10 protein-coding genes are annotated in these 15508 nt (G+C 48.5%); 7 read left to right on the top strand and 3 right to left on the bottom strand.

Features of this window, described 5'->3' with window-relative positions; translation table 11 throughout:
- Positions 1-101: 101 nt before the first annotated feature.
- Together J0A67_RS06075 and J0A67_RS06080 are read left to right on the top strand one after the other, a co-directional pair.
- A complete protein-coding gene (locus J0A67_RS06075; RefSeq protein ID WP_206568367.1) occupies positions 102-3515 on the top strand; it encodes a HEAT repeat domain-containing protein in 3414 nt (1137 codons plus the stop codon).
- Positions 3512-4366 carry a PIG-L deacetylase family protein gene (locus tag J0A67_RS06080; RefSeq protein WP_206568368.1) on the top strand — a complete coding sequence of 285 codons (855 nt, stop codon included), beginning with the start codon at positions 3512-3514 and terminating at the stop codon, positions 4364-4366. The genes J0A67_RS06075 and J0A67_RS06080 overlap by 4 nt, the downstream gene beginning before the upstream one ends.
- Positions 4367-4467: 101 nt before the next feature.
- Here the strand turns inward: J0A67_RS06080 and J0A67_RS06085 are convergent, their stop codons facing one another.
- Positions 4468-5145: an NAD(P)-dependent oxidoreductase gene (locus tag J0A67_RS06085; protein ID WP_241265074.1), complete on the bottom strand. Its 678-nt coding sequence runs from the start codon at positions 5143-5145 to the stop codon at positions 4468-4470.
- Between the two features lie 316 nt (positions 5146-5461).
- Positions 5462-6436, bottom strand: a complete 975-nt coding sequence (gene trpS / locus J0A67_RS06090; protein WP_206568369.1) for a tryptophan--tRNA ligase — start codon at positions 6434-6436, stop codon at positions 5462-5464.
- Between the two features lie 70 nt (positions 6437-6506).
- Between trpS and J0A67_RS06095 the strand changes: the two genes are divergently transcribed.
- From J0A67_RS06095 to J0A67_RS06105, 3 genes are all read left to right on the top strand, one after another.
- On the top strand, positions 6507-7604 hold the full coding sequence (locus J0A67_RS06095) for a DUF1573 domain-containing protein (protein ID WP_206568370.1): 1098 nt from the start codon (positions 6507-6509) through the stop codon (positions 7602-7604).
- A 223-nt stretch (positions 7605-7827) separates the two neighbouring features.
- Positions 7828-11376 carry a T9SS type A sorting domain-containing protein gene (locus J0A67_RS06100; RefSeq protein ID WP_206568371.1) on the top strand — a complete coding sequence of 1183 codons (3549 nt, stop codon included), beginning with the start codon at positions 7828-7830 and terminating at the stop codon, positions 11374-11376.
- 9 nt (positions 11377-11385) lie between these two features.
- The gene (locus tag J0A67_RS06105) at positions 11386-12255 is read left to right on the top strand and encodes a hypothetical protein (protein WP_206568372.1); all 870 of its coding nucleotides are present in this window, start codon (positions 11386-11388) and stop codon (positions 12253-12255) included.
- A gap of 107 nt (positions 12256-12362) precedes the next feature.
- Here the strand turns inward: J0A67_RS06105 and J0A67_RS06110 are convergent, their stop codons facing one another.
- Positions 12363-13568 carry an acyl-CoA dehydrogenase family protein gene (locus J0A67_RS06110; RefSeq protein ID WP_206568373.1) on the bottom strand — a complete coding sequence of 402 codons (1206 nt, stop codon included), beginning with the start codon at positions 13566-13568 and terminating at the stop codon, positions 12363-12365.
- Between the two features lie 117 nt (positions 13569-13685).
- Between J0A67_RS06110 and J0A67_RS06115 the strand changes: the two genes are divergently transcribed.
- A complete protein-coding gene (locus J0A67_RS06115; RefSeq protein WP_206568374.1) occupies positions 13686-14657 on the top strand; it encodes a tryptophan 2,3-dioxygenase family protein in 972 nt (323 codons plus the stop codon).
- A gap of 6 nt (positions 14658-14663) precedes the next feature.
- On the top strand, positions 14664-15485 hold the full coding sequence (locus J0A67_RS06120; RefSeq protein WP_206568375.1) for a LytR/AlgR family response regulator transcription factor: 822 nt from the start codon (positions 14664-14666) through the stop codon (positions 15483-15485).
- Positions 15486-15508 lie beyond the last annotated feature (23 nt).

The raw sequence follows: 15508 nt of genomic DNA on the forward strand, positions 1-15508 counted from the left end.
CCCGATCTGTGATCGGGATTTTTGTTTTTCGCGCCATTTATATCAGCGGCTATCAGTTTGTCTCCATTTTTCATACTTTGGGCGTCCAATTAGCCAAACCTATGCGCATTGCCCAAAACCAACCTATTCATCTTAGTATACTTCTTCTTGTAGGTCTTATTGTTTTTTCATCCTGCAAAAAAGAGGAACCTGTAGACCTCCGTATCAAGACTTTGTCCAAAGAGGAAATCTCTGTACAAGCCGAAGCCGCCAGAAAGTCCATCAGTCCCCAACTAGCCGAGGGCCTAAAGCTGGAGGTCTGGGCGGTGGATTCTCTGGTCCAAGACCCGATCGGAATACATGTCAATGACAAGGGCGAAGTATTTTATACCCGCTCTCCACGACGATCCAACTCGGAATTTGATATTCGTGGGCATCAGTCCTGGGAAATACGCTCGATCGCAATCCAAACCATCGAGGAGAAAAGTGCATTTCTCCGCTCAGAACTTTCGCCGGAGCGCTCTTCGGAAAATACCTGGCTTGCCGACCTGAATGGAGATGGTTCCCACGACTGGCGGGACATGACCGTGGAAGACAATGAGGTCATCAAACTCAAAGACACGGACGGTGATGGCCTTGCCGACTGGTCCCAGGTACAGGTAAAAGACTTCAAAGACGATGTCACGGACGTGGCCGGTAGTGTTTTGACTACCGAGGAGGCGATGTTTGTGGCTTCGGGTCCGGATATGTGGAGACTCGTCGACAAAAACGGCGATGGCATCATGGACGAAAAGACCTCCATGTCCCACGGCTATGGTGTCCATATCGGCTTTGGAGGCCACGGCATGTCAGGGGTAGAAATGGGGCCTGACGGTAGGATCTATTGGGGAATCGGTGATATCGGTTTCAACGGAAAGAGCGCCGATGGTACGGAATGGAAATATCCAAACCGTGGCGTGATCGCCCGAGCCAATCCAGACGGGAGTGATTTTGAAGTCTTCGCTATGGGAGTGCGTAATACCCATGAGTTTGTTTTTGACAACTATAATAACCTGATCTCCGAAGACAATGACGGAGACCACGCAGGGGAAAAAGAACGCCTAGTATACCTAACCAACGGTTCCGATTCGGGCTGGAGGATCAACTGGCAGTTTGGCAAGTACCGCGACCCTGACAATAATACCTATAAAGTTTGGATGGACGAGAAGCTGTACTTGCCGCGTTGGGAAGGTCAGGCCGCATTCATCACACCTTGTATCCAAAACTACGTGAGCGGTCCAACCGGAATGGTATTCAATCCGGGTGCAGGTCTCGGTGAACGGTGGAAAGACCATTTTCTTCTTGTGGAGTTTGTAGGGAGTGCAGCGAGCTCCGGGCTTCACGCCTTCCAGCTACAGCCCAAGGGAGCGACTTTTGAGATGACCAAGACCGAAAAAATCATCGGGGGCTTCCTGCCAACAGGGATAGACTTCGCTCCAGACGGTTCACTCTTCATGGGAGACTTTGTGAACGGCTGGGATGACAAATATTATGGCCGCATTTGGAGACTGACTGACGAGACTGCCGCCGGGTGGGATTTGCAAAAGCAGACCGAATCGGAGATCAAGGCGGACTACAAGAAGCTTTCGGAAGAGGAGCTGAAGCCAAAACTCGCCTTCGAAGACCAGCGCGTTAGAAGAAAAGCACAATTTGAATTGGCCAAAAGGGGCGAGGATGGAGCTGAAATATTCCAGGCTGTAATTGGTGACAAAACAAATCAGCTGGCGAGAATCCACGCAATCGTCGGATTGAGCCAATTGGCAAGACTCGAAGACATGAAATACGCGGATGAGCTTGTGCCATTGCTGAAGGATTCTGATCCCGAGATCAGGGCACAGGCGGCCAAGTGGTTGGGAGATATCCGGTATTCAAAAGCCGGAAACGACCTGATAGCCGGTTTGAAGGATGAAAATGCAAGGGTGCGCTTTTTTAGCGCGGAGGCTTTGGGACGAAGCAAAAATGCCGATGCCGTCCAGCCTCTGATTGCACTTTTGGAAGCCAATAACGATGAAGATGCCTACATCCGCCATGCCGCGACGCTTGCTTTGTCACGTATCGGCCAGGTACAGCCCATCGTCGCACTTTCGACCCATCAATCCAAGGCCGTGAGAATAGGAGCAGTCATTGCCCTGAGAAGACTGGAATCTCCCGAGTTAGCCAAGTTCCTCGCCGATTCCGATGAACTGATCGTGACCGAAACAGCCCGCGCAATTCATGATGATTTCTCGGTTCCTGCTGCGCTTCCTGCGCTTGGGGCGATTCTGAACAGCACGTCTTTCCAAAATGAAGCGCTTATCCGTAGAGTCATCAGCGCCAACCAGCGTGTTGGCAAGGATGAAAACTTGGAGCAATTGATTGCTTATTTGGAAAAAAGTGGCACTCCGGAAGCACTGAGACAAGAGGCAATCGCCACCATTGGGACTTGGGCTAAGCCTTCACTAGTGGATCGTGTTGACGGAAGGTATAGGGGGGAAGTCATTAGAGATGCCGCATCTATTAGCGGGAAAGTGAAGCCTGTTTTGGTGGCTCAGGCCAATGCAAAGGAAGAAATCATTCGCTTGGAGTCTCTGAAGGCGATCGGGAAACTAAGAATGACCGATACTGCGGATTTGCTCATGGCCAAGCTAAAATCTGATCCTTCGGAAATGGTAAAGGTTCAAGCGTTGAACTCCATTGTGGCAATGAACGCTCCCAATCTCGGGGACGCGATCACCGAAGCCATGAACAGCAATGCCCAGCAACTTAGAGTCGCCGGACTGGGGCTGCTGGCTGAGACATCGCTTGGAAGCGACCAGAAAGTAGCGTTGCTCACCGATATCATTCAGAAGCGCACCAATCCCGAAAAGCAGACTGCATTGTTGACCTTGGGGGCCCTGGAAGGAAGCAAGGATCTGCCGGTTTGGAAAACCATACTGGCGGATTTCGAAGCGGGAAAACTGCCCGATGCAACCTGGGTCGAGCTCGAAGAAGCCATCACTGCGACGGGTTCGCCCGATCTCAAAACTCAATTTGACGCGCTTTTGGAGAGCAAATCAGGAGGCGAGCGTTGGAAGAAGTTTGCCGGAGCTCTAGCAGAGGGAAGCGTAAGGCAGGGCAGGAGGATTTTCTTCGAAAACCAAACTGCCCAGTGTATCCGCTGTCATGCTTATGACGATATGGGGGGAAATGCCGGACCAGCCTTGGATAGGATAGGTACGACGCTTTCTAGAGAGGAGCTCCTGATAGCCTTGGTTGATCCGAGTAAGAGACTCTCTCCAGGATTTGGATTTGTTACAGTTGAACTCAACTCTGGCGACAAAATATCCGGCACCATGATGTCAGAAGATAGCAGCTCAATGATCGTGAAGGTAGGAACCGGAGACCAGGTCATCGCCAAGAAAGACGTCAAGTCTTCCCAAATGTCGCCATCCAGTATGCCAAACATGGGCGATCTTCTGAGCAAGCGGGAGATCAGGGACTTGGTGAGCTATTTGAGTACTTTGAGAAGATCGGAATGAAAAAGTTGTTGATTGTTTCGCTGGGTATCATCGGGTTTATCCTGTTGCTTTCTCCCTGGATCTTGATCCTTTTTGGGAAAAATCAACTCCATGACCATGATATACCCCAGCAGGAACAATTGGTGGAAGGACAGCCAAAACATCGTGTCTTGGTAGTCTTTCCACATCCCGACGACGAAGTGACGGTCGCCGGAACCTTGATGAAGTTAAAAGGGCAAGGGCACGAGATCCAAATGGTCTGCCTGACTCGTGGAGAAAAGGGGAATTCATCGGGAATAGCTGATGAAGTCCAATTGGCTAGACTCCGCACAGATGAGATGGAGAAAGCGGCGTCGCTGATTGGCGCAGACCAACTCCACATGAAAGACTATCCGGACAGCGGTTTGGAAGAGGTCGGATTGGATTCACTCAAGAAAACAGTCAGCGAACTTATCGAGGAAATCAGGCCAGATGTGCTGATTTCCTATGATTCCAAAGTTGGCCTGTATGGCCATCCCGACCATCGCCTGACCGGTCAGGCAGTGGAGGAGGTTTTTTTGGAGAACAAAGGAAAAGAGGGGTTTACTCCTGACGAGATGTATCAGGTGACGCTTTGCAAAAAGCAGGTCAAGCTAGCCTTGAAGCTTTCCTCAGGCTTTCAGAAGAATTATCCCGAGGATCCCAACCTCGGCTTACCTGAACCGGACTTTTCGGTGCGGACTCGGGAGTTTTTCCCTCGAACACTCGATGTAATGCAGGCCCACGCCACCCAGCAGGCGGTGCTAAGGGACCTGATGCCCTTCCATGAAAATGTACCGATATGGATCTATTCGAGGATCTTTGACCGGGAATATTTCAGACAGGTGAAATGAGCAGCTCGATGGTAGACTCCTGGGATAATTAAAGGGTAATCGAATGGGATGGTCGTAAAAAAGAACAGTGAATCAAATGTGACTCACTGTTTTTTCATTTTTTAAAGGTTCGCAATGAACGGCGACATCTTTATATAATTGTTGTCAGTCAACAGTTTGACGACAAAACTTGCTATACACCCAGCGCTTATCTTGCTTCCAAGACAATCATCCAGACTAATGACCGTTTCACCTTCTGTTTCTGTAAATTCTATGAAAGGAACCCTGACCAAGGTCCAATCCACATCGCTATTTGAGAGGATGGAATAGGTTTTTTGCCGATCCGCATGAATTGCAGGGTAGGTCATTTTCATCCATTCCGTGGCAGCTACCGTCTCCGGACCTTTGTTGTCAAAAGGAGTATCGACGTTTAACCCTGCCAACAAGACGTAGCGTTTGATTTTGAGTTCAGCCATGGCTTCGAGGATATTCAAGGTTGCCTGACTGGCGACAAGGGGTTCATCCTTGCGCTGGCCAACAGTACTGATAACCGATTGACATCCTTGAATTAGTGTTTTAACGGCTACTGGGTTAAGTGCGTCGCCCTCAACCACCTCAATTAAGGGGCTTTCGATTTGGTACTTTTGAGGATTTCTGAGGAGGCACTTAACTTGGTATCCTTGATTTATTAAATGGTATAGGACAAGCTTCCCGGTTCTTCCTCCTCCGCCCAATAATGCGATTCTATGGTTTTTCATTGAAATCATCTTTATAAAATATAAAATAGTTGAATTGAGCATGGCCATTTGGCAATGCTGTGGGGATTTTCAATATTTTTTATAAAGAGATTTTGATCGGGCTAAAATAGAAAATTCACTGTGACTGTCAGCTACTTTTCCAGTAGGTTGAAAAAAATTGTTTCGACGACAGACACCAAGAGACGATTGGCGTTGGCCAGTATTACCAAGATGAAGTGGGGTAAAAAGTCAAGAAGTATAAATGGGAAGCGGCCGGCTTGGAGTCCCAACCAGCCGCTTTGTTTGAAATGAATTTTGGTGTGTTTTAAGGTTTGTGGTTCACGTGTAATGGCCGGCTTCTTCGACTGAAAAACAATTTCTATCTAAATCCCAATTTTTTCCTTACCCGATTCAAGACATCCATCGCAATCGTTCTGGCTTTTTGTTCACCTTCGGCTAAACGTTTTTCGATTTCCTCCGGATTGGTCATGAAATAGCTAAAGGTTTCCCTTTCCTTGGAATACTTGTTCAAGATCAACTCGAGAAGTTCCTTTTTTGCATGACCGTAGCCATAGTTTCCCCCAAGATAGTTGCCTCTCATTTTCTCCGTTTGGTCCGCGCTTGCCAGCAAGCTATAAAGCTTAAAAACATGACAAGTGTCTGGATCCTTGGGCTCTTCCAGCGGGGTACTATCGGTGACGATGGAGTTGACGTTTTTCTTCAATTCCTTTTCCGGCAGGAAAATATCGATGTAGTTGTTGTAGGACTTGCTCATCTTTTGACCGTCAGTCCCGGGGATGATCATCACCTCTTCACTGATTCTCGCCTCAGGTATCACTAAGACTTCTTCCTCCATGATTCGGTTGAAGGTGGTAGCGATGTCTCGAGTCATCTCCAGATGTTGGAGCTGGTCTTTTCCGACGGGAACCAAATCGGCAGAGTAAAGCAATATGTCCGAAGCCATTAACACCGGATAGGTGAACAGCCCGGCATTTACGTCGGCGAGTCTTGCGGATTTGTCCTTGAAGCTGTGGGCGTTGGCCAGCATGGGGAAGGGCGTGAAGCAATTCAGGTACCAGGTAAGTTCTGCTACTTCGGGGATTCGAGACTGGCGATAGAACGTGGTTTTTTGAATGTCAAGACCAAAGGCAAGCCAAGCGGCCGCGACTGCAAGAGTATTTTGCTTTCGCAATTCTCCGTCCTTGCTAGACGTAAGGGAATGAAAGTCTGCTATAAAAATAAACGCCTCTTCCTGGTTTTGTCCGATCAGCTTGATTGCCGGTACGATAGCGCCAAGGATGTTGCCCAAGTGGGGGCGGCCGGAGCTTTGAATGCCCGTGAGTACTCTTGCCATTTGCTTAAATTTGGGGCAAATTACGTAAATCAACCTAAAATGAAGGTGAAATTATGCGTTAATTGCGGCCATGAATCGTATTGCTTTTGCCCTTTACCTAGTCGTTTGTACCGCACTTTCTCCGCTTCTTCTTCAAGCCCAGCAGAGTGAGGTGCCTAAGTTGATATGGAAAGTCAACCGGATCAATATTGGTACCGTGTTGGAGGAGCAGGGCTTACAGCAGACGGAATTTGAGTTTACCCACACACAGGACTCGCTTTTTTATATCGAAGATGTATGGCTGGAATGCGGATGTACGTCAGTCGAATACACCGAAGACACGCTAAACGTCGGAGAGTCGGGAACGATCAAGGTGTCCTTTGACCCGACGTCTTCGGCCGGTTTTTTTTCCAAACTGATTGTAGTCAAGGGCAACCTGGCCGGAATCCAAGACTCACTTTTTTTGGAGGGGATCTCTATCCCTTATCCCTCGGATATCGAGCGGGCTTACCCCATACTTCGGGGGCCGCTTGGGTTTCGACTTCGAAAGGTGAACATGGGCGATGTCTTTGACAATGAACCCAAGGTCAAATATGTCGAGTTTTTCAACCGAGGCGAAGAGCTTCTAGACAAAGGTGCGCTGCGGGCGGAAACGCCTCCATATATCCAAGTTTCTCAGGTTCAGCAGTTTGTCAGGCCGGAGGAAAGAGGTTTGCTGATGGTAAAATATGATGGGGCTTTGAAAAACGACCTGGGCTTTTTCGAGGATATAGTTCCGATGAGGTGGGAAAATGTGGATGGATCGGACTTGGAGCTGGAGATCATTGCCGACCTTTTCGAATACTTTGCACCCATACAAAAGAGCGACCTCAATCAAGTGCCGCAGCTAGTGATCGCCCAAAAGGAGGTTGACCTTCGAGAGATCAGCGCGAATGCTGTGGTAAGAAGGACGGTCACATTGACCAACCAGGGTCGGCAAACGCTCGAGATTAGAAAAGTGGAAGGCAACTGTGAATGCTTGGTAGTCGAGGCTCCAAAAGACAATCTACTGCCGGGAGAGAGCATGGAACTGAGTCTTACCTTTGACCCGAAAGGAAGGAAAGGAATTGATCAACGAAATATTTATATCTTTTCCAATGATCCTGTGAATCCTGTTCAACTGATCGTATTAAAAAGTAGAATAGAGTGAACGAAAAGTTGAATATTTGATCGAAAACATTTTCATTCAGGCTAATTTTCAAACAATGAGGTCGGCGATAAAATTAGTCTTTTTAGTGTTTTGCCTAACGTTTTGTCATGGCGCTAGGATCCAGGCCCAAAGCAACTTTCGTATTTTTCCTTATCTCCAAATAGCCGACCAAAATCTGGTTCAGATCAGGTGGTTTTCCGGTCAAGCACATCCATCTAGCATTTTGATAAGCGACTCGGAAGGAAAAACCCTTTTCTCTGCTGAGGTCCAAGGCAAAGAAATACCGGACCTTTATTACACCAATAGGGAACGAAACCAAACTATTGCGGGACTTGAGGGGGAAAGCTGGATCGGCCCGGACTCGTATTTCCGCTATGATTTTGCTTTCAGGGCGCCATTTGAAGAAGAAATCACCTACCAAGTGACGCTTGGAGGACAGCAATACAGGCGGAAATACAAGACAGCGCCTGCCATTGCGGAATGGAAAAGTATTCGTTTCATTGCCCTGTCTGATTCCGAGACTGAGCCAGCCGGAAGGATTATCCGCAGAGCTTGGTATCCGGGCCAGCCGCTTTTTCGGTCTTTTGCGATACCCGCTGCATGGGAGCAAAAATTTGGAACTACACTGGAGCAGGGTTTCGAACTTCCGAATTATTTTATGACAGAGACGGAGGGCTATTCGGCCAACTTGGAAATCATCAACGGACGGGAGCCGGATTTCATGTTGATGCCTGGTGATCTGGTGCAGGGTGGCGCTTATATGCCGGCTTGGGATGAGTTTTGGAGGCATAATTCGGGAGTGTACGCTGCGGGATTTTCCTCTTATCCCATCATCGCCGCGATTGGTAACTGGGAATCATACGGAGCCTACAATGGCGGATATGGAAGTAATGAAAAAGGGGAGTTCAACCCGCTCGTGGGGAGAAGCCGCTTTCATGCTTTTTTTGAAATCGACTTTAATGACCCGCTTCAAAAACACCGACAAAGCTACTACCGAACGGATTATGGCCCAATCACCATTCTGACGCTTGACTCATCCAACGGAACTCCTGATCAAAACAGATCTGATACTCCCGAGGACCAAAAGTTGAAAAACAAGGTGTACAATGGCCCTGGAACCGACACCCAGGAAAACTTTACCCAAGCCCAATATGAGGCCGCTGGAGGATCAGATCTTTCAGGCTTTGGACCGGGAACTCCTCAATATGCATGGCTCGAAGCCAATCTTAAACAGGCCAAAGCCGGTAAGCGTTTGATTTTCGTTCAGTTTCATCATATTCCTTTTAGTTCTGGCGAACATGGAACAACCATAAACCATGAATTGGCTACTGGGCAGGAGGGTACACCTATGCGGGTTCTACATCCGCTCTTTGAAGAATATGGAGTGATCGCCGTATTGGCGGGTCATGATGAGCTGTTTGAGCGAAGCTTTGTGGACCTGAACAATGACGGGAAAGGCGTACACTACTATGATGTTGGGGTCGCAGGTGACGGGATGAGAGGAGTGAAAAGGAACTGGATATCAAATCCCTTGACAACACTCAACTACAACGAGTTTTCACGGTGGACAGCAGACCAGAAATCTGTTGAACATTGGAATACTACAGGAGCCAACCCCGTGCTCGTCGATGGCGGAAAGCACTACGGTCACTTGGAAGTCAATCTCAAGAAAGTAAAAGACGGCGATAGGACTTTTGCCCAGATTGATTTTGAGCCCGTGTATGCGTTTCCTGTTTTGGATCAAAACTACAATCTACAGCGGGTGGAGCGGCGCGTGTACGATGACAAGATGAGGATCATGGTGGAGCTGGAGGCGATGCCTATCAATCCAGATTTTAAACCTGAGATTAACCTTCAGCTTGATCAAGAAGGAAAAGTTGGAACTACGCTGAAAGATTACCTCAAAAACGAAGTTCAGGCTGATTGGAAGGTGACTTTCTCGAGAAGTCCCGAGTATAGCTGCTCTGATCTGGGAGGCACCGAAAACGAGCTCAAGATCAGCGACTCCAAAGGCAACTCCTGGACAAAGCTGGTTCTGGTCAAAGTCGTAGATGCAAACCCGCCGACAGTCATACTCAAGCCTTTTGAACGTAAGTTTGACTTGTCCCGAGGTTTTTTGGAAATCAAAGCGGAAGATTTTGTGTCCTCAGTGACAGATAATTGCGCGGTGAAATCTCTAGCTATCAACAAAACCCGGATCTCTTGCACGGAGTATCAGCTGCCTGTGGAGGTGGTGCTGGAAGCGGTGGATCAATCCGGTAATCAAACCCGCGAAGTGGTCTTCCTCAATCTTACGGCTTTCGAATCCGAAAAAATTTCCATATTCCCCGAATCAGGAAAACAGTACACTGTCGGCCAAGCTGCCGAGATTCGATTGGGCAGCGAATTTGAATTTACCCTGGAGGGCTGGTATCGAAATGGCCAACGTCTGGAAGTCGAAAAGGGCAACGCGATTCTCACGAAGGAGCCGGGAACCTACTGGGCAAAGCTGTATCCGAAAGGTTCTGATTGCGCCGTGGAATCCATGAAGACAGAGATCAGCTTTTCGAATTTGCCTTTTGGCGGGATCAGGGAATTTATCCAGCTGGTCTTGGGTCCTGAGGGCAAAGCCGAGTTGCGGCCCCAGGATGTTTTTGGGGTTTGGCCTTTGTCTGACCCGAGTCTAGAAGTCACCTTGGACAAAACGCTTTTTTCCTGTGAAAACATCGGAGAAAACCTGGTGGTCATTTTGATCAAAAAGCCGGGTGGAGAGACTTGGGAAAGAAAAGCCACTGTGAAGGTGGTGGATCAGACCAAACCTACTTTGGTGCCAAAGAATAGCTTGATTGAGCTTGATGTGTACAAGGGAGTCGCCGAAATCACCACGCAAATGCTGTTGTCGGAGTATGGAGACAATTGCGGGATCAAGTCGCTTATGATCAGCAAGAATCGGTTTACCTGTGAGGATGCAGGGAAAGAGTTTTCAATAGCAATTCGAGCGGAAGACTACTCGGGAAATGTGTCCGAAGCCCTCGCGACGGTCTCCGTGGTAAGAACCGAGCCGGAAAAAATATTGATTTCGGGCAGAAAGGAGTTGTGTGAGGGAGAAAAGGGAGTTTTGGAATTGAGTTCATCTAAAGCATTCGAGGTCGTCAGATGGAGGAGAAATGGAATTGAAATCCAAGGCCAGACTGGAAAGTCCTTGGAGGTCTCGGAATCAGGAAGCTATCATGCAGTCATTCGCTACGCTGGAGACTGCCTCTCCGAAACTGAGTTTGTCGAGGTGAAAGTAAGCTCCAAGCCCAGTGGAGAGGTCACCGTTGATGGCAATATCCTTCGAGCACCTGAAGGGAATTTTACCTACCAATGGTTCCGAAATGGCGAGAAAATCAACGGGGCAACTACTCGGGCTTTTACTGCCGAAGAGACTGGAGAATATACGGTAGAATTAACGAATACGGCAGGCTGCTCGGCTAAACTAAAAGCTTTTAATCTGACCATTTCCGGTATTTTGGGAAGGCCGGTAAGCCAAGCCACAGCGCTGAAAATTTACCCTAATCCGGCCTTGGATCGTACCGTTGCAGAGTTTTCGGAAGGGGTTTTGGCAGGCGTCTTTGAGCTTCATGTCTATTCATCCGAAGGAAAAGAGGTAAGTTCGGCAGTTGCCGTGACAATTTTGGACGATTCAAAAATCGAAATTTCCCTAAACCGAATCGCAAAAGGATCGTACCTGATCTGGGTTGTAGGTGAAGACCAAAAGACCTATTTTGGAAAACTACTTGTTGCTAACTAACTCTGAAGAATGAAATTCCCTGTTTTTTTTCTGCTTCCTTTTATTTTATTCCCCGCAATCTCTTTCGCGCAAACCATCCCATACTCCAAGGGTCGGATCGTGATCAGTTCCGATGGCAATGAACACGATGAGGATGATTGGGCCGCCACGCCCATGAGCCTTGCTTTGCTGAGAGCTCGAGAACTCCAGGATCAGCTGGTGGTTTATGTATTCAGCGACCATACTTGGGGATCCAACAAGGAAAAGCCAGGGGCAGATGCCCAGATGCGGGAAAGTGCATTTATCGGAGCAAAGACCTTTGGGTATAAAAAAACCAAATTTATTGAGGCCGCCGCCGCGCCTAATTATGCGGTCATAGAAATCACCCTGCAGATCAACAAGAGCTCGGCAAAGGACCCCTTGACGATTGTTGCCGCCGGACCCATGGAGGTAGTTGGAAATGCGATCAATGAGGCCGATTCGACTAAGCTTAAGTATGTACGATTGATTTCGCATTCCACTTGGAACGATGAACATGCCGACAAGCCCTACGAGTGGGAAAAGCATTCAGGCTGGACGTGGGCAAAAATCCAGCAGGAATTTGCACCTCTAGGTTTACAAATGGATCATATCGCGGACCAAAACGGTGGCGATGACTACGAAGGGCTAAAGACAGATTTGGCCAGTTATGATTGGTTGAAAACTTCCGAGAAAAAGGATGGGAAACCATTCGAAAAAGGCTCATGGGAATGGCTCTATGGTAGACTCCAGTCTGCGCAAAAAGGCGAGGAGTTTGACCCTTCGGATGCGGGAATGGTGCTCTATCTCTTGACGGGTAAGCAAAAAAACAGTCCGCAGGATCTTAAGGAGGTATTGGAGAATCCTGGGAAGATGAAGTAAGCTGGAAGACCGAGGCCGCCAAAGGCTAAAATTGTCCCTCTTTTCTTACAATTGCGTCTTCCAGAATTTTTCCAGAGATCCAGCCAATTTCCAATCTATCGAATCCATCACTTAAACGCTGCAATCCCCGTAATCTCTTGGCCAAGGATGAGCAGGTGGATGTCCTGAGTTCCCTCGTAGGTTACTACCGACTCCAGATTCATCATGTGGCGCATGATGGGATACTCTCCCGTGATGCCCATGCCTCCGTGTATCTGACGGGCTTCGCGGGCGATGTTGAGCGCCATTTCGACATTGTTGCGCTTGGCCATGGAGATGTGGACTGTTTTTGCGGTGCCTTCATTCATCATCTTGCCGACCTTCCAGGCCAGAAGCTGGGCCTTAGTGATCTCGGTGAGCATCTCTGCGAGTTTTTTCTGAGTCAACTGAAATCCTCCGATGGGCTTACCAAACTGGATACGCTCGGCCGCATACTTGCGGGCGGATTCGTAGCAGTCCATAGCGGCACCAATCGCACCCCAGGCAATCCCAAAACGGGCAGAATCCAGACACATCATCGGTGCGCCGAGTCCTGACTTGCCGGGCAAGAGATTTTCCTTCGGCACTTTCACGTTGTCAAACACCAGCTCTCCGGTGCAGGAAGCGCGAAGCGACCACTTGCCGTGAGTCTCGGGGGTGGTGAAGCCCTCCATTCCCCGCTCTACTATCAGGCCGTGGATGCGGCCTTCTTCGCTCTTTGCCCAGACTACCGCGATATCCGCCTTGGGTGAGTTGGAGATCCACATCTTGGCACCGTTGAGGAGGTAGTGGTCGCCCATGTCCTTGAAGTTGGTCACCATCCCGCTGGGATTGGAGCCATGGTCGGGTTCGGTGAGGCCAAAGCATCCCAGGTACTCGCCCGAACCTAGCTTGGGAAGGTATTTCATGCGCTGCTCCTCTGTACCAAATTTGTAAATGGGATACATGACCAAAGAACCCTGGACGGATGCGGTCGAGCGCATACCAGAGTCTCCACGCTCAATCTCCTGCATGATCAACCCGTAGGAGATGTAATCCAAACCGCCGCCCCCATGCTGCATGGGAAGCTGTGGGCCAAATGCGCCGACATCGCCAAACTTTTTCACTATTTCGTAGGGAAAGTACGCCCTCTGTGTCCAGTCTTCGATATATGGGGAGATCTCTTTTTTTACAAAATCCCGCATCGAGGCCCGGATCAGCTTCTGCTCTTCGGTCAGCAGATCATCCAGATCCAGAAAATCAACTCCTTCAAAATTGTCCTGCTTGAGGGATTTTCGGATTTCGGTAGCCTCCATGATATATTTGGTTTATTTTTGGGAATCTTTCATTTTTGCCGCAGTAAAGTGCCGCTATTGCCCCGAAATTAAGGAGAAAGCCTTCGAAATTACTACCTTTTTGACTAAAAAATCCCCATGCGCCAGTCTCAGTTTGATCCGAAAGTCTTAGAGAAAATCTACCAGCTCGAGGAGAAATTCAAGTCATCGGGCCAAGATCTGCTATCCTATCTGGAGGGCTTGCTGCATGCGGATTATTTGACCTATTGGGACTATATCAATTTGGACGTATTGCTTTCCCTGCAGCAGCCTAAGACCAGCTTCAAGGACGAAAAGATCTTCATCATCTACCATCAGATTACGGAGTTGTATTTTAAGTTGATCATCTCCGAAATGGAGCAGATCGCAGACCAGCAGAAGCTGACTGAGACTTTTTTTAGAACTCGCCTGGAGCGGATACTGATGTATTTCGACCACTTGATCAGTTCCTTTGCGATGATGTGGAAAGGAATGGAGCGCGAGCAGTTTCTTAAGTTCAGAATGTCCCTTCTGCCTTCCTCAGGTTTCCAAAGCGCACAGTTTCGCGAGATCGAGCTGATGGCTACGGATGCATTCCACCTGATCGCATTGGAAAAGCGGGAGGAGTATGACTACCACAGCCCCGGCGATGATTTATTCGAAAATCTCTACTGGCAGCAAGGCGCCATTGAGCTGGCGACCGGGGAGAAGACCCTTACGCTGAAGAATTTTGAGGAGAAATACGGCAAAAACCTGATCGATCTCATCGAAGCTTATCGTCGCAAAAATCTGTGGCAAAAGTATATGGAACTGGAGTTTCCGACTGAAGTGCTTAGAGAGATGATGCGTCAGTTTGATTTGAAAGCCAACGTGTTCTGGCCTTTGGCCCACTACAAATCTGCTGTGCGATACCTTCAACGTGACCCTGTGGACATCGCCGCGACGGGAGGAACCAATTGGCAAAAGTACCTTCCTCCGCGTTTTCAGAAGGTGGTCTTTTTCCCGGAACTTTGGTCTGAGAAAGAAATAGAGGAATGGGGCAAAGGCTGGGTGGTGAAGGAGATTTTCGGGGAAGAAGTCCAAAAAGCCTAGGGCCTTATGGCACAGGATGCTGATCGCTCCATCGCAAAAAAATACAGGCCGGATATACTGATTTTTCTGGTGCTGATCCCTCTCATCAGTGCTTTCAACTACTACCTGACCTATTCCAACATCCGGTGGAATAGCTTTCTGCTGCTCACCTTCACCATCGATACCACGCAGGGATATCTGGCCTGGCTGATCGTCAGAAGAATCATCTTTCGCCTGGATCGCAGGATTCCTTTTGGGCCAAAACCCGTCACGAGGATTTTGATCCAATTGGCGCTGACGACTTTTTTTGGACTGGGATTCATCATCCTCACCACCGAGTTGGTCAGCTGGATAGCAAAAGGAAAACCAGCCATCCCAGAATTTTACACCATGGACGTGTTTATCATTGGCGTTTGGTTTTTGGTGATCAACGGCATTTACATCGGGCTTTATTATTACCACAGCCTGCAAGAGATGCAGGCTAAAAAGGCAATGTTTCAATCTGATTTTCGGGGAGTTCCAGTCAAGACGGGAAGTCAAAATCTTTTGATTGCCGGTTCTGAGATTGCCGCGATGAAAATAGACGAAGAGTACGTTCAGCTTATCACATTGATTGGAAAAAAATACCTCTTGGATGAAAGTCTGGATTATTGGGAAAAGGAGCTTCCTGAGATGGATTTTTTTAGGCTAAACCGACAAACCATTGTCCATCGCCAAATTGTCAAGGGCTTCACCAAGCTGGAACATGGGAAGCTCGAAGCGCAACTTGGAGCAGACTTGACGCTAGAATTGGGCATCAGCCGAGCCAAGGCACCTGCATTTCGCGCCTGGTTCATGCCAAATCTCTGACACTTCCCCGGGAATTTTGGTGC

Origin of the sequence: Algoriphagus aestuariicola, assembly GCF_017254835.1 — a bacterium.
In the GTDB taxonomy this organism is placed as follows: Bacteria; Bacteroidota; Bacteroidia; order Cytophagales; family Cyclobacteriaceae; genus Algoriphagus; species Algoriphagus aestuariicola.